The sequence below is a fragment of the Chelativorans sp. J32 genome (genome assembly GCF_000518985.1).
Classification (GTDB): Bacteria; Pseudomonadota; Alphaproteobacteria; order Rhizobiales; family Rhizobiaceae; genus Chelativorans.
The window spans coordinates 1-20,328 of record NZ_JAEQ01000016.1 but is presented as its reverse complement, the minus strand read 5'-3'; the positions used below and the strand labels follow the sequence as shown (position 1 = coordinate 20,328).

The 20,328-nt window shown below is 60.5% G+C and carries 22 protein-coding genes; 15 read left to right on the top strand and 7 right to left on the bottom strand.

Going from position 1 to position 20,328, the window contains the following annotated elements; genetic code table 11:
- Positions 1-132: 132 nt before the first annotated feature.
- From CHEJ32_RS0118075 to CHEJ32_RS0118050, 6 genes are all read left to right on the top strand, one after another.
- Positions 133-753, top strand: a complete 621-nt coding sequence (locus CHEJ32_RS0118075) for a cupin domain-containing protein (RefSeq protein WP_051469741.1) — start codon at positions 133-135, stop codon at positions 751-753.
- An 80-nt stretch (positions 754-833) separates the two neighbouring features.
- Positions 834-2,126 carry a 4-aminobutyrate--2-oxoglutarate transaminase gene (gabT, locus tag CHEJ32_RS0118070; RefSeq protein ID WP_028035044.1) on the top strand — a complete coding sequence of 431 codons (1,293 nt, stop codon included), beginning with the start codon at positions 834-836 and terminating at the stop codon, positions 2,124-2,126.
- 87 nt (positions 2,127-2,213) lie between these two features.
- A complete protein-coding gene (locus CHEJ32_RS0118065) occupies positions 2,214-3,659 on the top strand; it encodes an NAD-dependent succinate-semialdehyde dehydrogenase (protein WP_024849788.1) in 1,446 nt (481 codons plus the stop codon).
- 36 nt (positions 3,660-3,695) lie between these two features.
- Positions 3,696-5,249, top strand: a complete 1,554-nt coding sequence (locus CHEJ32_RS0118060; RefSeq protein ID WP_028035042.1) for an acetolactate synthase large subunit — start codon at positions 3,696-3,698, stop codon at positions 5,247-5,249.
- A gap of 245 nt (positions 5,250-5,494) precedes the next feature.
- Positions 5,495-6,709 (top strand): pyridoxal phosphate-dependent aminotransferase, encoded by a 1,215-nt coding sequence (locus tag CHEJ32_RS0118055; RefSeq protein ID WP_028035041.1) that lies wholly within the window; start codon positions 5,495-5,497, stop codon positions 6,707-6,709.
- On the top strand, positions 6,706-7,140 hold the full coding sequence (locus CHEJ32_RS0118050; RefSeq protein ID WP_028035040.1) for a RidA family protein: 435 nt from the start codon (positions 6,706-6,708) through the stop codon (positions 7,138-7,140). The genes CHEJ32_RS0118055 and CHEJ32_RS0118050 overlap by 4 nt, the downstream gene beginning before the upstream one ends.
- A gap of 79 nt (positions 7,141-7,219) precedes the next feature.
- Here the strand turns inward: CHEJ32_RS0118050 and CHEJ32_RS0118045 are convergent, their stop codons facing one another.
- The 5 genes from CHEJ32_RS0118045 to CHEJ32_RS0118025 form a co-directional block, all read right to left on the bottom strand.
- Positions 7,220-8,479, bottom strand: coding sequence for an Hsp70 family protein (locus CHEJ32_RS0118045; protein ID WP_028035039.1), 1,260 nt, complete (start codon positions 8,477-8,479; stop codon positions 7,220-7,222).
- A 194-nt stretch (positions 8,480-8,673) separates the two neighbouring features.
- On the bottom strand, positions 8,674-9,072 hold the full coding sequence (locus CHEJ32_RS25240) for a response regulator (protein ID WP_156936741.1): 399 nt from the start codon (positions 9,070-9,072) through the stop codon (positions 8,674-8,676).
- Positions 9,032-9,454: a sensor histidine kinase gene (locus CHEJ32_RS27970; RefSeq protein ID WP_028035037.1), complete on the bottom strand. Its 423-nt coding sequence runs from the start codon at positions 9,452-9,454 to the stop codon at positions 9,032-9,034. Before CHEJ32_RS27970 ends, CHEJ32_RS25240 begins: the two co-directional genes overlap by 41 nt.
- Positions 9,412-10,485 carry an ABC transporter substrate-binding protein gene (locus CHEJ32_RS0118030; protein ID WP_028035036.1) on the bottom strand — a complete coding sequence of 358 codons (1,074 nt, stop codon included), beginning with the start codon at positions 10,483-10,485 and terminating at the stop codon, positions 9,412-9,414. Before CHEJ32_RS0118030 ends, CHEJ32_RS27970 begins: the two co-directional genes overlap by 43 nt.
- A 46-nt stretch (positions 10,486-10,531) precedes the next feature.
- Positions 10,532-11,863, bottom strand: a complete 1,332-nt coding sequence (locus CHEJ32_RS0118025) for an NtaA/DmoA family FMN-dependent monooxygenase (RefSeq protein WP_028035035.1) — start codon at positions 11,861-11,863, stop codon at positions 10,532-10,534.
- Positions 11,864-12,020: 157 nt separating this feature from the next.
- Here CHEJ32_RS0118025 and CHEJ32_RS25235 point away from each other — a divergent pair, with 157 nt between their 5' ends.
- From CHEJ32_RS25235 to CHEJ32_RS0118000, 5 genes are read left to right on the top strand one after another with little or no spacing between them, the layout of a single operon-like run.
- Positions 12,021-12,761, top strand: a complete 741-nt coding sequence (locus CHEJ32_RS25235) for a FadR/GntR family transcriptional regulator (protein ID WP_051469739.1) — start codon at positions 12,021-12,023, stop codon at positions 12,759-12,761.
- A 33-nt stretch (positions 12,762-12,794) separates the two neighbouring features.
- A complete protein-coding gene (locus CHEJ32_RS0118015) occupies positions 12,795-13,298 on the top strand; it encodes a flavin reductase family protein (protein ID WP_245261180.1) in 504 nt (167 codons plus the stop codon).
- A 22-nt stretch (positions 13,299-13,320) separates the two neighbouring features.
- Positions 13,321-14,280, top strand: coding sequence for a flavin reductase (locus tag CHEJ32_RS0118010; protein WP_034658731.1), 960 nt, complete (start codon positions 13,321-13,323; stop codon positions 14,278-14,280).
- 31 nt (positions 14,281-14,311) lie between these two features.
- A complete protein-coding gene (locus CHEJ32_RS0118005) occupies positions 14,312-15,262 on the top strand; it encodes a uroporphyrinogen decarboxylase family protein (RefSeq protein WP_028035032.1) in 951 nt (316 codons plus the stop codon).
- A 15-nt stretch (positions 15,263-15,277) separates the two neighbouring features.
- Positions 15,278-16,276: an asparaginase gene (locus CHEJ32_RS0118000; protein WP_028035031.1), complete on the top strand. Its 999-nt coding sequence runs from the start codon at positions 15,278-15,280 to the stop codon at positions 16,274-16,276.
- Between the two features lie 61 nt (positions 16,277-16,337).
- Here CHEJ32_RS0118000 and CHEJ32_RS25230 read toward each other — a convergent pair whose 3' ends face one another.
- Positions 16,338-17,189 carry an LssY C-terminal domain-containing protein gene (locus CHEJ32_RS25230; RefSeq protein WP_051469738.1) on the bottom strand — a complete coding sequence of 284 codons (852 nt, stop codon included), beginning with the start codon at positions 17,187-17,189 and terminating at the stop codon, positions 16,338-16,340.
- A gap of 308 nt (positions 17,190-17,497) precedes the next feature.
- On the opposite strand from CHEJ32_RS25230, the gene proX reads away from it, so the two are divergent.
- Positions 17,498-18,544 (top strand): glycine betaine/L-proline ABC transporter substrate-binding protein ProX, encoded by a 1,047-nt coding sequence (proX, locus tag CHEJ32_RS0117990; RefSeq protein ID WP_028035030.1) that lies wholly within the window; start codon positions 17,498-17,500, stop codon positions 18,542-18,544.
- Between the two features lie 279 nt (positions 18,545-18,823).
- On the opposite strand, the gene CHEJ32_RS0117985 is transcribed toward proX, so the two are convergent.
- The gene (locus CHEJ32_RS0117985; protein ID WP_028035029.1) at positions 18,824-19,015 is read right to left on the bottom strand and encodes a hypothetical protein; all 192 of its coding nucleotides are present in this window, start codon (positions 19,013-19,015) and stop codon (positions 18,824-18,826) included.
- A 70-nt stretch (positions 19,016-19,085) separates the two neighbouring features.
- Between CHEJ32_RS0117985 and CHEJ32_RS0117980 the strand changes: the two genes are divergently transcribed.
- The 3 genes from CHEJ32_RS0117980 to CHEJ32_RS27225 are packed head-to-tail and all read left to right on the top strand — an operon-like array spanning position 19,086 to position 20,295.
- The gene (locus CHEJ32_RS0117980; RefSeq protein WP_156936740.1) at positions 19,086-19,349 is read left to right on the top strand and encodes a hypothetical protein; all 264 of its coding nucleotides are present in this window, start codon (positions 19,086-19,088) and stop codon (positions 19,347-19,349) included.
- Entirely contained in the window at positions 19,346-20,089 is a 744-nt protein-coding gene (locus CHEJ32_RS0117975) for a DUF4145 domain-containing protein (RefSeq protein ID WP_028035027.1), read from the top strand. The genes CHEJ32_RS0117980 and CHEJ32_RS0117975 overlap by 4 nt, the downstream gene beginning before the upstream one ends.
- On the top strand, positions 19,972-20,295 hold the full coding sequence (locus tag CHEJ32_RS27225) for a porin (protein ID WP_156936739.1): 324 nt from the start codon (positions 19,972-19,974) through the stop codon (positions 20,293-20,295). Before CHEJ32_RS0117975 ends, CHEJ32_RS27225 begins: the two co-directional genes overlap by 118 nt.
- Positions 20,296-20,328 lie beyond the last annotated feature (33 nt).

Below are 20,328 nucleotides of genomic sequence, written 5' to 3'. Positions count from 1 at the left end.
GGGAAGATTGGCCGGCGAAGACGGTGGATAGCCGTCTTCGAAAGGAGTTCGGAGGCTGCCGGGAGGCTGTACCATGCGCGGGAACATGCTATCTCTCAGTCCTGTGGCCAAAAAAATATCCAGTGATCGAGCATGTCCAAAGCAGAGCAACAAGCGGAGCCGGATGAGCTGGAGGCACATTTCGACATCGGCGCCCGCATGAGAGCGATGCGCGCGGCAGCCGGGCTGTCCCAGCGGCAGCTTGCGATGCGTGCCGGCGTTCCGCACGCACAGATCTCAAATGTGGAAAAGAACAAGATCAGCCCATCCATCGCCACGTTGCGCAAGATCCTGAGCGGGCTTGGCGTCAGTATGGCGGATTTCTTCGAGCCCGAGCGCCAGTTCCCGACCGGGCCGTTCTTCGGCGTGGAAGAGCTGGTCGACCTGACGTCGAAGGCCGCCATGAGCGCCATCGGCGAGGGCGGCGGGCGCATGGTGTTTCGCCAGATCGGCAATGCGCGGGAATATAACCTGCAGATTCTGCATGAAGTGTATGAACCGGGTGCCGACACCGGCGCCTCCTTCCTGCAGCATTCCTCCAGCGAAGGAGGCTATGTGGTCGAAGGCGAGCTGGAGCTGACGGTGGGAGAGGAAGTGCGGATCCTGAAAGCGGGAGAGGCATATCTTTTCGACAGCCGGATCCCGCATCGGTTCCGCAACATCTCGTCCGCCCGGACCGTCGTCATCTCGGCCTGCACACCGCCCTATCTGTAGTGGCCAATATCTCGACCATCTATTGCTCAAAATAATGAGCAGTGATAAAGCCGAGACCTGTTCAGATCAGGGGTGAGCAAATGCTTTCAACAGAATTGCAGGCACGCCAGAAGGCGGCCGTGGCGGCGGGGATAGGCACGCGGGGAATCTATGCCGAGCGTGCCGAGAATGCCGAGCTTTGGGATGTGAACGGCAAGCGCTATATCGACTTCGCGGCCGGCATCGCCGTCAACAATACAGGCCATCGTCACCCGAAGGTGATGGAAGCCGTACGACAGCAGGCCGAGCAGTTCACCCATACCTGTTTCCACGTCGCGCCCTATGAAAGCTATGTTCGCTTGGCCGAGCGGCTCAACGCGATCGTTCCGACAGGCGCGGAAAACCGCACGATGCTGGTGACGACCGGCGCGGAGGCGGTGGAGAATTCGGTGAAGATCGCGCGCGCCTACACGCAGAGGCCGGGCATCATTGCCTTTTCCGGCGCCTTCCATGGACGCACGATGCTCGGCATGGCCCTGACAGGCAAAGTAAACCCATACAAAAAGAATTTCGGACCGTTCCCGTCTGAAATCTTCCATGCCCCCTTCCCGAACCCCTTCCTCGGCATCTCTGTCGATGACGCCATAGCCGGGCTTGAGAGCCTGTTTGCATCCGATATCGACCCGCAGAGGATCGCCGCCTTCATCGTCGAGCCGGTACAGGGCGAAGGTGGCTTCAACGTCGCGCCGGCCGAGTTCCTCATACGCCTCAGGGAGATTGCGGACCAGCACGGCATCCTTCTGATCTGCGACGAGATCCAGTCTGGCATGGCGCGTACGGGAAAGATGTTCGGCATCGAGCACTCCGGCGTTCGCCCGGATCTCGTCACGATGGCCAAGGGCATCGCGGGCGGGTTCCCGCTTTCGGCCGTGACCGGCCGCGCCGAGGTGATGAATGCGGCGCACACGGGCGGCCTCGGCGGCACTTACGCCGGCAATCCGCTCGCAACGGCGGCCGCCAACGCCGTTCTGGATGTCATCGAGGAGGAGAATCTCTGCGCCCGGGCGGCCATGATCGGCGAGCGCGTCACATCGCGCCTTCGTGCGATTGCCCAACGCCAGGGAATGGAGCGTCTGGGCGATGTGCGCGGGCTTGGCGCGATGATCGCCTTTGAACTCGTCACGGATCGTGCATCCAAGAACGCGGCTCCGCAGCTCACGAACCGGATCGTGGCGGAAGCGGAGGAGCGCGGGCTGATCTTGCTTGCCTGCGGCACGCGGGCGAATGTAGTACGGCTGTTGCCGCCGCTCACCATCGAAGAGCAGACATTGGGTGAGGCACTCGATATCCTGGAAGCTTCGATCGAGGCGGCTTTCTCCGCCGTCGAGGTCTGAGCCCGGCAGGCATGAAACAGCAGCGCGTCGCGCGGTTCCTTGCCGGCACCGCCGACCAGCCTGAGCATCCGAAGGAAGAGGTAGATCATGGCGCAGAGCAACTATCCCGATACGAAGCTCTTCATCGATGGCGAATGGCGCAGCGGCGCGGAAGGCAAGTCCATCCCGGTGACGGATCCGGCCACCGGTGAAGTTATCGGCCACGTAGCGCATGCTACCAAACCCGATCTCGACGCCGCGCTTGCCGCAGTGGATCGCGGCTTCCGGATTTGGAGCGAAGTCTCGGCCTTCGAACGGTCTAAGCTTATGCGAAAGGCCGCCTCCCTCCTGCGCGAGCGAGTGGACGGTATTGCCGGGATTATGACACGCGAGCAGGGCAAGCCGCTTGCCGAAGCCAAGGTGGAGGTTATGGCCGCCGCCGACGTGATCGACTGGTTCGCCGAGGAAGCCCGGCGCACCTACGGCCAGATCATTCCTGCCCGGGCGCCCGGCGTCATGCAGATGACCGTGAAGCTGCCGGTCGGGCCGGTCGCAGCCTTCACGCCGTGGAATTTTCCGATCAACCAGATCGTGCGCAAGCTCTCGGCGGCTCTTGCCGCCGGCTGCTCGATCATCGTCAAGGCGCCCGAGGAAACGCCCGCCTCGCCGGCTGAACTCATCCGCGTCTTCGCCGACGCGGGCGTGCCTGCCGGCGTGGTCAATCTCGTCTACGGCGTCCCCGCAGAGATTTCCGAATACCTCATCCCGCACCCCGTCATCCGCAAAATCTCGTTTACGGGCTCGACGCCGGTCGGCAAGCATCTGGCCGCACTTGCCGGCGCGCATATGAAGCGGGCGACCATGGAACTCGGCGGCCATGCGCCGGCGATCATCTTCGAGGACGCCAATCTCGACAAGGCCGTCAAGGTGCTCGCCGCGTCGAAGTTCCGTAATGCCGGCCAGGTCTGTGTTTCCCCCACCCGCTTTTTAGTGCAGGAGGGCGTCTATGAACGGGTGGTGAGCGACTTTACCGCTGCTGCCAAGGCCATCAAGGTCGGCAACGGCCTGGAGGAAGGCACGCAAATGGGCCCGCTCGCCAATGAGCGGCGCATTCCGGCCCTGGAATCGCTCATTCAGGATGCCCTGGACCATGGCGCCGAACTCAAGACCGGCGGGCGGCGCATCGGCAACAAGGGCAACTTCTTCGAGCCGACGGTGCTCTCGAACGTGCCGAAGGACGCACGGATCATGAATGAGGAGCCGTTCGGCCCGGTCGCCGTCTTCAACCCCTTCTCAACGCTCGATGAAGTTGTGGAGGAGTCGAACCGTCTGCCCTTCGGTCTCGCATCCTACGCTTTTACCGGTTCCGCGGAGACGGCGCAGCAGCTGGGCCTCAGAATCGAGGCGGGCATGACGACGATCAATCACAATGGGCTCGCCCTTCCCGAAGTGCCCTTCGGCGGCATCAAGGATTCGGGCCATGGCACCGAGGGCGGGTCTGAGGCGATCGAAGCCTATCTCGTCACCAAGTTCGTTTCGCAGTCCGCCGCCTGAGGCGCCTGACCGAAGCCATCAAATCAGGGGAAATAGATGAACGGGGCTGACCGCCTGTGCGACGTGCTGCTCGCAAACGATGTCAATGTTTGCTTCGCCAATCCCGGCACGTCAGAGATGCATTTCGTGGCGGCGCTGGATCGAAAACCCGAAATGCGCTGCGTGCTCGGCCTTTTCGAAGGCGTCGTGACGGCGGCTGCAGACGGCTATGCGCGCATGGCGGACAAGCCCGCTGCCACCCTGCTTCACCTCGGGCCGGGACTGGCCAATGGGCTCGCCAATCTCCACAACGCCCGGCGTGCCCGCACGCCCATGGTGAACGTGGTGGGCGATCATGCGACCTATCATCTTGGTTATGATGCTCCGCTGACGAGCGATATCGAAAGCCTCGCGCGGCCGATGTCGCATTGGGTCGGTCGCGCGACGAGCGCTGCCAATATCCGCGCGAAGGCGGAAGAAGCCTATATCGCCGCTGCCACGAAACCTGGCATATCAACCCTGATCTTGCCTGCTGACGCCGCATGGGGGGAGGTCGAGGAAGAGCCCTTGCAGCGGGTTACATTGCCGAGCCGCCCAGAGGTCGCGCCTGAGGCATTGCGTGCTGCGGTGGCCGCCTTGCGTAGCGGCCGCAAAACCGCAATCTTCCTTGGCGGGCGTGCCACCCGCGCCGATACGCTGGAAATCGCCGGCAAGATTGCCGCCGGGACGGGAGCTGCCCTTTTCACCGAGCGTGCCCCCAGATGGCAGCGAGGCGCCGGACGCGTTTTCCCGAAGCCGGTGCCCTACAATATCGAACTTGCGGTTGCGGCACTAAAGGAATTCGAGACCGCCATCCTGATCGGTGGCCGGGCGCCCGTAAGCTTCTTCGCCTATCCGGGCAAGCCGGGCCGATTGCTGCCCGAGGGCTGCGAAGTGATCGAGCTTGCCGGCATAGAGCACGATCTTCAACACGTCTTGGACATGCTGGCGGACGAGTTGGGAACTCGGCACCTCGGGGCCGCGCAGACGGGCGCCTTCACGGCACGCGAGCTCGCAGCGCCGACAGGCGAGCTGACGCCGGCGGCGATTTCCGTCGCTGTGGCCCGCGCCCTTCCTGAAGGCGCTATTATCGCCGATGAATCCATCACTTCCGCCGGCAGGTTCCTGGAACTTGCGCCCCATATGGCACCACACGACCATCTCCCGCTCACCGGCGGCTCGATCGGCATCGGCATACCCTTGGCTGCCGGTGCAGCGGTGGCCTGTCCCGATCGCAAGGTCGTGGCGCTGCAGGCCGATGGAAGCGGCATGTACACCGTCCAGGGTCTCTGGACGCAGGCCCGCGAAAACCTCGACGTCCTCACGATCGTGTTTTCCAACCGCGGCTATTCGATTCTCAAGGGCGAGATGCGCAATGTGGGCGTCAACGATTTCGGCCACAACGCCCGGCGCATGCTCGAGATCGAGGATCCCACGCTCGATTGGTGCTCTCTCGCCAAGGGCATGGGTGTGGAAGCCGCCCGTGCAGAGACCGCCGAGGAATTCACAAAGCTTCTCGACGCCGGTCTTTCCCGGCGAGGTCCATATCTCATTGAGGCCTGCCTGGCCTGAGACTGTACCGGCGCGCGTCCCCGTGCGGCAGTGCGAGAGCTGCTGGGTTGCGGGCATTACGTTTTCCGCATCCTACAGAAGGTGCGCGGTCAATAGGTCCTGGCTGGGCGCAACGTCGCGGCTCTTCAATCCAGCCTTATTCCGCGGCGGGAAACCTTTCCGGGAATCGTATAACATTCCGCATCTTGCCAAAAACGCGTACAGAGCCGGGCAGACGCTGGCGGCTCAAGACGAATGGAGATCAAATGTCGATTCAGGAAAAGTTCGATAGACTTGGGACCGACAACGCTCCGGGTCAGGAAGTTCGCCAGCAGACATCGCAAATCGAAGGGCTGATGCGCGGTGATGTCCTGCCTGGGGTGCCTGTCGACTTCTCGCATGGCGACGTTGATGCTCATCAACCAACGCCGGGTTCGTTTGAGATCTTCTCAGCAGGCGTCGCAGCCGGCGGCCGGCAGGCTTATACTGAATATCGCGGCGACATAGGCATTCGCGAACTCCTCGCGCCCCGGCTCGCGGCTTTCACCGGCGCACCCGTCGACGCGCGTGACGGCATGATCATCACGCCGGGCACACAGGGGGCGCTCTTCCTCGCGGTCGCAGGCACGATGATGCGGGGAGACAAGGTCGCGATCATACAGCCGGATTACTTCGCCAACCGCAAGCTGGTCGAGTTCTTCGAAGGTGAGATGGTTCCGGTGCGGCTGGGCTATGCCGATGTCGAGGGGCGTGCGGGCATCGATCTCGAAGAGCTGGAATCTGCGTTCAAGGCGGGCGCAAAAGTCTTCCTGTTCTCCAACCCGAACAATCCGGCCGGTGTGGTCTATTCACAGCAGGAAATTGATGCGATCGCGAAGCTTGCCAGCCGCTACGGCGTCACGGTGATCGTCGACCAGCTTTATTCGCGGCTGCTCTATTCGGGTGTCACCTATACGCATTTGCGCGCACGGGATATTGACGCCGAAAACGTGGTCACCATTCTGGGGCCCTCCAAGACCGAGTCGCTCAGCGGTTACCGCGTCGGCGTTGCGTTCGGATCGAAAACCGTCATCAACCGCATGGAGAAGCTGCAGGCGATCGTATCGCTCCGCGCCGGCGGCTACAGCCAGGCCGTGCTGCGCACCTGGTTCGACGAGCCGGCCGGCTGGATGGAAGAGCGCATCAGGCAGCATCAGGCCATCCGCGACGACCTGCTTGCGTTTTTGCGCGCCACGCCCGGCATTGCAGCGCGCACGCCGGACGCCGGTAGCTATCTCTTCCCTCGCCTTCCCGAACTCGCCGTCTCCCATGCCGATTTCGTCCGCATCTTGCGGCTACAGGCAGGCGTTACGGTCACGCCGGGCACCGAGTTCAGCCCGCATACCGGCAACAGCGTCCGGCTGAACTTCTCCCAAGACCACGAAGGAGCCGTGGACGCCGTAAGGCGCCTCGTGACGCTCGTCGAGCGCTATCGCTCATGACGGACGAAGCGAGGCATCGGGGGCCGGTCCCGCAAGGACAATACGTCGCCGCGCGAAGGCATGGCGACCTGGTCTTCACAGCCGGCATGACCCCGCGAAGAGACGGGGTGCTGACGATGACCGGTCCCGTGCGGCTGGAAACACCGCTCGAAGCCTATCGCGATGCGGTCGTGCTTGCCTGCGGCAATGCACTGAACGCGGTGCGCGATGTCATGGCGAAAGGCGAGAACATCACGGCCATCCTCAGCCTGACCGTCTATTTCGCCGCTGAGAGCGGCTTCGCGGCTCATTCGGCCCTTGCGGATTTTGCCTCGCAATTTCTGTACGCGGAGCTCGGCCCGGCGGGGATCGGCGCACGCGTCGCGGTGGGTGTCGCAACCCTGCCGGGCAGCGCCCCCGTGGAAATTCAGCTGGTCGCGGCCATCGCCTGATTTGAGTGTCAGCGCCGCGCCCGCAAGGCAATTTCGGCGCGCATTGCGGCGTGATGCGATCTGCGGCACCCTTGAGAGTTTATGCGAAGCGCCGCGCGGCATCCACGGCAAGGCCGAGGCCGACTGAACCGAACTGGTCGGACTGGGCGATGCGTGCATCGGGAAAGCGAGAAGTCGCGGCCTTTCGCAGTTGCGGGACCTGTGCTCCGCCCCCGGTCAGAATGACGGTTTCTATGGCTTCCGCACCGACACCCGCACCAAGAAGCGCATCGTCGATCGCTACACCGATTTTCCTTACCAGGTCCGCGCTTGCCGTCTCGAACTCGTCGCGCGTCACGGGAATTTCCAGCGACAGGCCAGGTTCCTTCAGCCGTATGTGAGCGGCGCCGGCGTCGGTCAATTCGATCTTGGCCTTCTCGACCTGTGCAGCCAGCCTGTGGCCGGACCTATGCTCAAGAAGATGCTTGTAGCGCTCCAGCTTCTCCGGTTCCGCCGCCTCGCGCTGCAAGGCCTGTATGTCGCGCATCGTCTTGGGCGTGTAGAGTTGGTTGATCTTGTGCCATGTCGCCATGTCGTTGAAGTACCAGACGGGAAGCCGGCGCTTGCCATCCTTCGTGCTGCTGCCCAGTCCCATCTGCGGCATCACCTTGGCGATGTTCAGCTGCCGATCGAAATCCGTGCCGCCCACATGCACGCCCGACGTACTGAGAATGTCGTTTCGCCGATCGCTGGCGCGGCTTCTTGCTGGAGACAGGCGCAACACCGAGAAGTCCGACGTGCCGCCACCGATGTCAACCACCAGAGCCAGCGCTTCCGCGTTTAGCGTCCGCTCGAAATGGAGGGCTGCCGCGACTGGCTCGAACTGGAACTCGACATGCTTGAAGCCTTCCGCGCGCGCCGCTTCCTCAAGTTGGTCCTGCGCCGTCCTGTCCGCCTGCTCGTCGCCATCGATGAAGAACACCGGGCGGCCCAGGACGACATGCTCCGGCACGTCGCCATACTGCGCTTCCAGCCTGCTGCGCAGATGGCGCAGGAACCGGCCGATCAGCCCCTGAAAGGTCATGCGATCGCGACCGACCTGCGTCGTCTCCTTCATCAGGCTGGTGCCGAGGATGGATTTGAGAGCGCGCATGAACCGGCCCTCGACGCCCTCCATATACTGGTGAACGGCAGAACGGCCGAAATGGACATTGCCATCCTCCAGGCTGAAGAAGAGAGCCGATGGAATCGTCACCTCGCCGCCCTCGACCGGAATCAGGAAGGGATCGCTGCCCGGCTCACATAGGCCGACGGTGGAATTGGTGGTGCCGAAATCGACGCCACAGTGAATACGGGACATGGACAGGACTCGCGAGAAATCGTCCCGGTGCGCGTGGCACGCGGAACGGCTGATCAGAAGTTGCGCCCTTCTAGCCAATCCGGGAGGGAATGGAAACCTTCAGTGATTGATGCTCGGCCATCCCTTTTCGGGCTCAGCGGATCCCGCGTTTGAACGACTCCAACATGCCGCGTGCGGTCCGGGAGGACCTCAGGTCAACCCGCGATCAACGCCGCCAACGCGGCAACGATTGCATGCGGGTGGGCTGGCTTTTGCAGGATGACGCAGTCCCGCCAGGTTGCAAGCCGCGGGTCCGTGGAGACCTGTCCGGTATAGAAGCAGAACGGCGTGGCATTGGCCCTCAATCGCTCCGCTATCGGCGCCGCCGTCTCGCTGCCAAGACCGAAGTCCAGCACCGCCACGTCAAAGCCGCCGCGATCCACCAGCGGCAGTGCCTCCCCTACCGAGCGACAAAGGCCAACGACATCCGCGCCCGCTTCGAGAAGGATCGTCTCGAGCTCCATCAAAAGCAACGGCTCGTCCTCGACGACAAGGATGCGAGCACCCTTCAGCTCAAAGGTTCGGTTGTCCCCTATTGCTGCCTCCTCCGTCACCGGATAGCTGGTCCAGCGGCACTTCTATGGAACAAACAAAGCCGGTCGTACGAAACTCGCGCTTGATCGTCGCGTCGGGAATGCCGCGTTCGACAAGAGAGGTTCCGAAGCTTGTCTTCGCGGGGGGTATCACCTGCGGACCGTTCTGTTCCTCCCACAACATTCTGAAAGTGGGCTTGCTGTCATGATCCACCTTCCAGCTCACGCTCACACGCCCGCCTGATACGGAAAGAGAACCGTACTTGGCTGCGTTCGTGGCCAGTTCATGAAGCACCAGTCCAAACGGCGTCGCCAGATCGGCTTTCAGAGTGACAGGCGGTCCCTCAAGGCGCACGCGATTCACGTTGTCGGTGAGGTGAGCCGCAAGCTGGCTCTCCGCCAAAGCACGGAAATCCGCTCCTCGGCAAGAAGCTGGCGCGCTTTATCCGGATCGTAAGGCCATGGTGTCATGGTCTCGTCAAACCCGACCTGGCCCGGAATGAGCGCCTGCGTGGAAGCGGGCGAGGTCTGACCGCGATAGATCGTCTTCGTGATCAGCTCCTTGTTGATGGCGTAGTTCAGCGCCTGCCTCACACGCACGTCCTTCACATTATCCCGCAGCATATTGAAACGCAGGACATGGACGCGGCGCCCCGGAATGGCGCCTACTTTAAGGTCCTCGAGCGAGGACAGCTGCTCGACATCCAGCGGAGAAATACCGTTGGCGAAGTTCAGTTCGCCGCTGCGCAAGGAGGTCACTCGCGTCTGGTTGTTTCCGATCACGCGGTAGATCGCGTTTTCGAACGCAGGCTTCTCGCCGAAATAGTTCTCGTTGCGCTTGAGCGTGACATGTGACGCAAAGTCATAATCGACGACGGTGTAGGGGCCTGACGGATTGACCTCGACCTTAGGATTGTGCGTTTTGGCCCATTCCGGAGCGATGAAGGATATCGCGCTCAGGCGGCGCGGCAGTTCGAGCCAGGGCGTGGATGTCTTGATGATGACCGTCTCGGCATCCGGCGCCTCAACGCTGGTTATCAGGTTGAAGTCCGTTATCACGGTCGCCTGGGTCGCGGGATCCATGAGCCGCTTGAAATTCCACACCACGGCATGGGCGTCGAGCGGCTCCCCGTTGGCGAATTTTGCACCCGGTACCAGCTTGAACGTGAACTCCTTGCCGTCAACATCACTCCATTCCCGGGCGAGATTGCCCGTCAGATTGCCGTCCACGAAGGATGCCGTTGTCAGCGACGAATAGACCTGGCTCATGATGGACAGGTCCTGGACTGTGCGCGCGAATGCTGGATCGAAGGTCAGCAGCGGCAGCGATGCAACCGTTACGGTATCCTCGGCAGCAAGGGCCGGAGCCCCACCGCCTGGAATAGCCACTGCTATCAGGCCCGCAACCGCGGCGACCAGAAGCTTGTTTCGCATGATATTCCCCTCATTCTTGTTTTTTGGTGGAAGAGTTCCCTGCAGATCACCCGCGGCCGATTTCCTCCGGATAGGGTAGTCCGAGGTTGTCGCGCAGGGTTCCGGGTTCGTATTCCGTGCGGAAGCAGCCTCGCGCCTGCAAGGCAGGAACCAGCAGGTTGGTAATGCGTGCAACGCCACCTGGCTGATAGAGCGCGGACATGTTGAAGCCGTCTGCGCCGCCCAGATCGAAGCGCTCCTCCATCTCCGCCGCGATCTGCTCCGCAGCGCCCACGGGCGACCAATGTCCGCCCGCAGTGCAATTGTGCTCCACGAGCTGGCGGATGGTGAAACGACGCTCGACGCTCATATAGCGATAGAGCTCGTAGCGCGATTGCATCACCTGAATGGAGGATGTTTCCGGGAAAGCTTCGGCCGGGATTGCTTCATCGAGATCGTAGGCCGACAGATCGACGCCCGGCAACAGATCCTGGAGCTGCGCCACACCAACCTCGAAATTGATGAGATCGTTGAGCTGCCGGTGCATCGACAGCGCCTCGGCCTCGGTCTCACCGATTACAGGAGAGCACCCGGGCAGGACCTTGATATGATCCGGGTCCCGACCGGCCTTCGCCGTCCGTGCCTTCAGATCCGCGTAGTATTCCTGCGCCTCTTTCAGCGTTGGCGAAAGCGCGTAGACCATATCGGCATAGGCGGCCGCGAGATTTTTTCCGCTTTCCGAGGTACCGGCCTGGACGTAGACCGGCCGCCCCTGCGGGCTGCGCGGCAAGTTCAACGGACCGGTAATGCGGAATATCTCTCCTTCGTACTTCTCGATGTGGACATGCGATGGATCGCCGAAAATGCCACGCTCGCGATCCATGACGAGAGCCGCCTTGTCGACGCTGTTGAACAGCCTGCTGATGACTTCGACATATTCCGCGGCCCGTTTGTGACGCGCGCTATGATCAAGCATGGGCTTGTCGGAGTAATGATGCGCCCCGTCGTAGGAGGTGACGATGTTCCAGCCGGCCCGCCCCTTTGAAAGGTGGTCCAGCGAACTGAGCTGACGTGCGACGTTGAAAGGCTCGGTGAAGGTGGTTGAAAGAGTGCAGACAACACCGATGTTCTCGCTGATCGCGGCCAGCGCCGAGCCAAGCGTCACCGATTCAAGAAAGCGCAGAGGACGGACCGGGAAAAGCTTCTGGCTATGCAAGGGACTGTCGGCGAGGAAGATGAGGTGGATCTTCGCTTTCTCCGCCAGTCGTACCGCGTCCCGGTAAAGACTGAGGGAGTAAGCCTCCTCCACACGGCTATCGGGCTTGCGCCAGGAGGCTTGGTGCATCCCGACCCCGTTCAGCATCAGGCCCAGGATCATTTTGCGCTTGCGCTCTGCCATGGCAGCCTGCCCTTCCCATCTGAAAAGATATTTGTATGATAACTAGACATACGATATTCATTCATGTCAATAGTAATATATTGCAAAAGGTCCCGCAGCAGAGCGGCGCGGTTTTCAACGCGGCACCCGGAGTGCGGGGGAAGAGGGAAGAACAAGAATGAATCGGCCGTTCATCGGAGAGCTGCTCGACCCGCCACCCAGTCTCGCATCGATGGTTGCCAAGAGACTGCGCGAAGAAATCGAACAGCGACGGTTTCCCCTCGGCACGTCCTTTCCTACGGATGCAGAATTGGCGAAGGCGTTCGGCGTAAGCCGGACGGTGGTGAGGGAAGCCGTCTCGTCGTTGCGGGAGGCCGGGCTCATCTCGACCCAGCGGGGGCGAGGCTCGATCGTGATCGCCTATACTGCCTCGCCCGGCTTCAAGATCACATCCGAAGAGTTGGACTCGGCTGACCGGTTATTGCAGCTCTATCATTTTCGTTCCCTGATCGAGACCGAGGCCGCGGGGCTTGCCGCGCAAAAGCGTACGGACGAAGACATCCAGCGCATCTATGAGGCTTTGGAGCGCGGCAACCACCTGGACACTTTCGATTCCGCCATCGCAGCCGATATCGATTTCCACGTGGCGATCGCGCAGGCGACACAGAACGAGTATTTCCTCCGCCTGATGGCCACGATCCGCACGGCTACGACCGCCCGGGCACTCCTGCGCTATGACAGCGATAGGGATTCCTACGTCGATTTCTATCGCACGGTGGTGCAGAAGGAGCATCTCGGCATAGCAGATGCGATCCGTGGCGGCCTGCCGGCAAAGGCGCGCCAGCTTCTGAAAAAGCATCTCGGCGGTCGCCGCTACAACGCCCTCCTCAAGTCAGCAGCCACACAGGCCAGTGCCTGAGCTGTCCATTCTCCCAGCCGGAAGGAATGACGCGTGACCGATCAAGCCAGCCATCCGCAAATCGACATCGGCCGCTTCTGGAAAGCCATGGGCGCACGGGCGGTCGGAGCCGCCGTCGTTGCTGCTCGGGATGAAGCCGGGCCGGCTGGTTTCCTGGCCCTGTCGGCTACGCATTTGAGCGCCTCGCCGCCGATCCTGATGGTATCCATCGGGCTCCAGACCTCGGCACTGGCCACCATCCTCAACAGCCGCCACTTCTCCATCAATTACCTCGCGGACCACGATGCGGAACTGGCCGATATCTTCGGCGGCAAGAGCCCGCGCAAAGGCGCCGACCGTTTCGATGAAGAGCGATGGACCACCCTGTCCTCGGGTGCGCCGATCCTCAAAGGGGCGATCGGCTCTTTGGACTGCCACTTGGAAGAGACCATCGAGCGTCACGGCTCGGTGATCGCGTTGGGCCGCCTCGTCGGGTTTTCACTCGATGGCATCGCCGCCCGTCCCCTGGTGAGCTTCGCCGGTCGGATGGGCATCTGAACTCAGTCAGGACAAAGCCTTCATGAGTATCTCTGTTACTGTTTATAGGGGCGATCCGGCCGTGGATTCGCGCGGCTTCCGCCAGTGCCTCGGCCAGTTCAGCACCGGTGTTACGATCATAGCGACGGAACATGACGGGCGAAGAGCGGGGGTGACGGCAAATTCGTTTTCTTCGCTCTCGCTCGATCCCCCGCTGATACTCTGGTCCATAAGCCGCACCTCCCGCGCTTTCCCCATCTTCTCCGAGGCAACGCATTTCGCTGTCAGCATTCTCGCAGAAGACCAGATTCCTGTGTCCCAGCGCTTTGCAAGCAAGGAAGAGGACAAGTTCGCCTCGATAGACTGGTGTCCAGGCCAGAACGGAGCGCCGGTCATCAAGGGCTCCGCAGGACGCCTGGAATGCACGAGGCATTCCGTTCTCGACGGCGGGGATCATCTTCTTATCATCGGTCGGGTGACGCATTTCGAGCGTGAGGAGCGCAAAGGGCTCATCTTTTCTCAGGGACGTTACAGCATTGGCCTCGACCATCCGGTCCTGCGCTCGGAAACGAGCAGCGCCGGTGCGCCCCTGACCGCGGGCGAGGCCAGTCTTGGATCTCTGGTTTTCAAGGCACATCTGAAGTCGTCGCGCAGTTTCGATGCGGACCGGGCTGCGCTGGGTTTCTCGATTGGCCAGGCCAGGATCCTGTATGTCCTCTCCGAACATCCATCGCTTCCGTTCGAAGAACTGGTAAGCCTGTCGAACTTTCCCTCACAAACCATTGAGGATGGCCTTACCGACCTCACTGCGACAGGTGGCGTGAAACGCAATGCTGACGGGACCTTCTGCCTCACCGACAAGGGGAGAGAGTTGCGCGCTACCATTCGAGAGCGAAGCCTGTCCCGCGAAACCGAGATGCTGCGGCACATAGCGCCCGAAGAGCTGGCAACGGCAAAGCGGGTCTTGGAACGGTTCATCACTCAGGCGGATACCGCCCGCTGATCGTAAGCACCGATGGGATTCAAGGACGCGAATGAACAAGTTCGAGCGACTGTCAGCGGCCTTGGCCGGAGAGGAAGTGGACCACATTCCCTCCGGCTTCTGGCTGCACTTCGAAGAAGATCGATGGTTCGGGAAGTCGGCGATCGACGCTCACGTCGAGTTTTACGATCAGACCGACGTCGATATCCTGAAGATCATGAACGAGTACCGTTATCGGATGCCCGAGCCGGTTACCTCGTTCAGTGATTGGGCCAAGTGGAAACCGCTCGGCGTGCGGAACGGCTATTACCAGGGCCAGCTCGACCTCATCAAGGCGCTGAGCGACCGTCTCGGCACGACCGTTCCGTTGTTCGCGACCATTCATGGGGTCTATATCTGCGCATTCCATGGCAGCAGGCGTCCGGAGTGCACCTTCGACGATCCGCACCTGCTGACTGAGCATATTCGCGTCAACCCCAAGGCCGTCGCACCAGCGCTCGATGCCGTGACTGACACGTTGATCGAGCTGTCGCTTGCCTCCATCGAAGCCGGTGCAACGGGCATCTACTACAGCTCTATAGGCGGGGAAAAATTTCGCTTCGACGCCGAAACCTTCGAGACACACGTCAAACCGTTCGAGCTCCGCATTCTCAAGGCGATCAATCAGGCACGGGTTCCGGTCATATTGCACATCTGCAAATCCGACACGCGCCTTTCGAGCTACGTCGATTATCCCTGCGACGCCGTGAACTGGGCCGTGCACGAGAGCGACCACGGCCTCGCCGCCGGGCGAGCCCTGTTCGGAAAGCCGGTGCTCGGCGGCTTGGACGATCGCAGCGGAGCGCTGGTGGAGGGTGACGTTGAGGATATCGCCCAAGCAGTGAATAGGATCGTGACCGAGGCAGGGAGAACCGGCTTTATCCTCGGAGCCGATTGCACATTGCCCACCGACATCTCGATCGACCGCGTGCGAATGGCCATCAATTCGGTGCGTTCGCTGTAGGAGAAAGACGGCCAGATGGGAAAGCCGAAGATCGCCATCATTGTCACCGGCGGGACCATCGATACGCTGGGGGAAGGCCGGCTTGATCTGTTCGAATATGCGCGCCACCAGCGCTGGTTGACGCCAGAGGGATTGGTGGCTTCGATACCCGAGCTGGCGGAAATTGCTGATACCACCGTTGTGGAGATGCCGCGCTTTGGCGTCGCCTCCTTTTCCGTCAGCGACTGGCTCGCGCTGCACGACGCGATAACCGAAGCGGCGCGAGAAGGTGCTGACGGTGTCGTCGTCACCCAAGGGACGAATTACGTCGAGGAGAATGCCTATTTCCTCTCCTTGGCGCTCAAGCAGGATGTGCCTGTCGTACTTACGGCTGCAATGCGCCCCGCGTCCGGCATGGGCAGCGACGGCTTCATGAATCTTGTGGATGCGGTTCGTGTCGCAAGCAATCCGGCCAGCCAGGAGCACGGCGTGACCGTCGTCATCAACACCCAGATCCATGCCGCACGCGAGGTCGTAAAAGGCCATACGCATGCCCTCGAAGCATTCGAAAGTCCCCATACGGGACCGCTCGGAGAGGTGCTGCCCAATGGCAAGGTCATCTATTATCGCCGTGGTTTGAAGCGGCATTCCCACAAAACTCCGTTCCGGCTGGGTGAAATGAGCGCCGGCGATTGGCCTCGCGTTGATATCATCCTCTCCTATTACGGCGGCGACGGGAGCTTGGTGGACGCCGCGGTCCAGCTCGGCGCGCGCGGTCTTGTCAGCGCCTCCTTTGGCGCGGGCAGGCCGGGTCCCGGCTACAATGAAGCCTTCGACAAGGCGGCTCGCAATGGCATTCCGGTCGCGCTTGCGGCACGAGGACATGGCCGGGTGATCGCTTATCCAGGCTTGACCGAACGCGGCATGATAGCGGCGAACGAACTTACCCCTTGGAAGGCGAGGATATTGTTACAGCTGGCGATGACGCAAACCGCCGACATTGCCGCCATACAAGGCATGTTCGACAGTTTTTAAATCCGAGCGGGCGCGAAGGCCGCTCACATGCTAACGACGATCAAATCATAAGCTTTGAGACTCATCGGCCGGTGCCGGCGGGACTATCTGGCCGATCGGCGAATTGGCTAGCGACAAGCCAGGCGTGGAAGATCCGGCCGTCCGTTATGAAACGCGTTCCCACCGGCTCGCCCGCTTCGATATAACGTTCTTCCGCAATGCACCCGGCGTTGCGAAGCGCGGTAACGATATAATCTCGCTCGGAATCGGCGTGGCGATCCACTCGGTGCGAAATCTGCCACGTGACGGATTGCAGGCCAAAGCCGGTATCGGTGGTGCCAGCGCCGACCCAGATATCGGATCGCGATGGATCGATGCGCCATCTCCGCGTCCAGTATGAAAGATTGCCAATATCCGATTCCGGGTCGATGTTTGCCGCCCAGAAACGGATGTGGTGGCGCTTTCTCGGACTGTCGCCAACATCTTCCTGAAAGCCGATGTCCTGCCTGCGGCCGAACAGATACAGCGCACTGAAGGGGGCCGTGGGATAGGACCGATTGAGAACGAAGCTGACCGCCATCTTCGCGGCGGAATTAAGCGTCAGCGGATCAGCAGCGTGCCAGCCTGCCACGGCGAATGCCGAGCGCAGCTGCTCTTGCGATCCGATCAGGACGACATTGACCGGATCCGCCGGTAGACCGTCCGCCGCCCGCGTCACCCTTGGAATACGTTTGCGGCGGAGAACCGCCACGCTCGCACGAACGATCGGCGGCAAGATCACATAGGCCGCGATGACGTAGGTAAGCAGCAATGCGGCGAAGACCGGGACACGCTGCTCGATCCGGTCGAAGATCTGGGTGACGATAAACCACAACGTCGCCGAGGCGATCAGCAAGATGAAGGCGCGTTGTATCCACCGAGCGGCGCGGGTCATGGGCACATCATACCCGCAAAGACCCGTGAGCCGAAGTCGGCGGTCCGCTGGTGCCACCGCCGTTCAACGCATCCGTGCCTATCCCGCCCGCCCTCAAAGTTGCGGGACCACCTCGCCCCGCGGGCATCATCGATAGAGTCAACCACGTAAAATGATCGAACACACCCATTTCTCTTCAATGATTTCTCCGATCAACACGCAACAATGTCAGACGACCAATAGATTAACTGAATAATTCTGCGTTTCCCTTGACTCAAGGGCACCCGTTTATAATAACCAATGCGCAACCATTGAAACGGAGACAATTTTTGATACTCGGAAATCATCTGAAGAGCCTTAGTTTCGTTCACTTTCTCGCTCTTGCAACCGTCGTTCCGCTTGGTACATCTTACGCCCAGGACAAGAACCCCGGTGAGGGTAAAAGCGTGACGATCGCTCAGCCCAATGACGATACCGGCTGGATAATGAGTGAGGTCTATGCCCAGCTTTTGAAGGAGCTCGGATACGAAGTGGGGATGCCGATCACGCTGGACGTGCCGGTTGCCTATCAGGCAGTCTCCCAGGGCAGCGCCGATCTTTATCCAGACGGCTGGTTTCCGCTTCACAACACCTATGTAGATACTCCGGATTTCGGCGCGGAACGCGTTGGCTATGTGGTGAAGCAGGGCGCATTGCAGGGCTATCTGGTCGACAGGGCGGCTGCCGAGAAGTACGGCATCAAGACGCTTGATGATTTCAAACGCGCTGAAGTGCGCGAAGCCTTCGACCGGGATGGAGACGGCAAGGCAGATCTGGTTGCCTGCCCTCCGGGCTGGGGCTGCGAATTGACGATCCAGCACCACCTGGATGCCTTCGACCTCCGCGAGTTCATCAATCCGATCAAGGCGACCTACTCCGCGTCGATGGCAGACGCTATTGCCGCTCACGAGCAGGGCAACCCGATCCTGTTCTATACCTGGACGCCGAACTGGACCGTATATGAACTCAAACCGGGGGAAGACGTCGTATGGATCCAGACGCCCGGCATCGACCTGCCTGAAGAACAGCAGGAACTTGCGGAGACCGCAATTGTCAGCGGCGTCGAAGGCTGTGTGGAGGACCCGTGCCGCCTTGGCTGGCCAGTGAATGACATTCGCCCGGTGGCCAACACCGAGTTTCTGAAGGCCAACCCTGCCGTGGAGACCCTCCTCAAGGAAGCCTCCATTCCGCTGGAATTCATTTTCTCGCAGAATGCTGCGATGAAGAACGGTGCCAACAGCGCGTCGGATTTGGAACGTCAGGCCGCCGAATGGATAGAAGCCAATCGGGTAAAGGTTGATGAGTGGCTTGGAAAAGCGCGAGCAAGCGTGAACTGAAGCCGCGAGTTCCTCCGGGCCCACCATTGGATCGTTACGCTGAACAGAGCAGAAGATAGCTCAGTTTCATCGCGTGTGGGGAAAGGCGGTAGCGCTCCTCCGCTACCACCTAAAAATCAATAACTTAGACGATAATTGCTTAATTTTTCCGCCATCTTCATGTGCCAAATGGCGAAAATATGTGACAAGCAATTTCAACGACTTACACTCTGCGAAATTGAATAGACGGCACATAGCCGTCACAGCAGTGGTCGAAATTCCCCGCCGTTTCGCGCTACATCAATCCTGCCTGAAGAACCGGATCAGATCGCGCCGATTCACCACCCATCGCTCCCCAACCCTCCGACCCGGCATATAGCCCTTGCTCAGCATGTGGTAAGTTTGCTGCGGGGTGCGGTTGATGAAGGCTGCGATCCTCTCTACGCCCCAGATTAGATCAAGAGGCGGCTCTTCTTCCGTGTGCTGTTCCATGGCACTTCCGTTTCGGTGTGGCCCGTGAATATAGTCAACACTCGGCAAATCCACGCGACAAGGATGCAACATGCCAAACGTCAAGAAATTTCCACTCTCGCATGCCCAACGAGAGCTTAACCGGCGAGGAAAATTGAGCTTAAGCTGCATTGTTTCCGATCGCTGGATAAGAGTCGGAAAGCCGGCGCGAGAGGCTGCTGATCTCGGAACGCCGATAGAATTCGACGTAATGGCCGCCTACAGCAATTCAACCGGCGCTGACCGGAAACTCTGCAGCATGATCGTCACCGTAGACCAACTCCGTGCAATCTTAGCCGAGATCGAGAAGCAATGAGCTCTGATGTCGGTTCTATCAGAAAAGCCCATTGTGCCAACTGCGGGGGCGATCGAAACTGCGATGTCACCGGCCATTACGTTGCCCGAGGCGACTCAGAGTACTATCAATGGCGGACTGACTGGTACCTCTTGGTATGCAGGGGGTGTGAACACGTATTCGTTCAGACGGTCAGCACGAATTCTGAGGAGTACACGCAAGATTACGAAGGCAATGCCGAATACTTCGAAACGATCGAGACCTGGCCGCCAATATCGAAGCGGAACCGCCCAGAGTGGTTGTATCCACTTGGTGGCCTTTCCCTCCCGACCGAGGAAGGTCACCGTCTGGAAGAGGCTATTAAGGAAGTCTATGGGGCGCTCGATGCGGGCCTAAATACACTGGCCGCTATAGGTGTGCGGACGTCGTTTGACATTGCAGCCGAATTGATCGGCGTCTCCAGTGAGAAGACTTTTGAAGAAAAGCTCACCACGCTAGTGGAAAATGGCCATATCCGAGACGCTGAGCGCGGTCACCTTGCGCTGCTGATTGATGCTGGCAGCGCGTCTGCGCATCGCGGCTGGAAGTCCACATTCCAAGATCTCGGTGCATTAATGGATATCTTGGAAGGCGCGATACATGAGTGGTTCGTTGCACCCGTGAAGCGGCAGATTGCGGCCGAACGAGTGTTGGAGATCAAAGGAAAGGTGCCTCCCCGCACCCCGCGAAAGGGGAAGGCTACCAGTTCAATCCGCGCCTGAAGGCGTCGATCGGAACCCAATACTTCAGCCAGGTCGGGCATGACGTTCTTGGTGACGTTGATGCGCTTCGCTCTGGCGTGACGGTTGACTACGAGATCGTGCAGAACTTCAACGCCAAGCTGGCCGTGAATTACAGCACGTTCGACACTCCGGCGGGTGACCTCGACCAGTGGCACGGCTTCCTGCGGTTTGACCGTAAGTTCTAAGAAGCTTGTGAGAACCAAAATGACCCGGCGGGG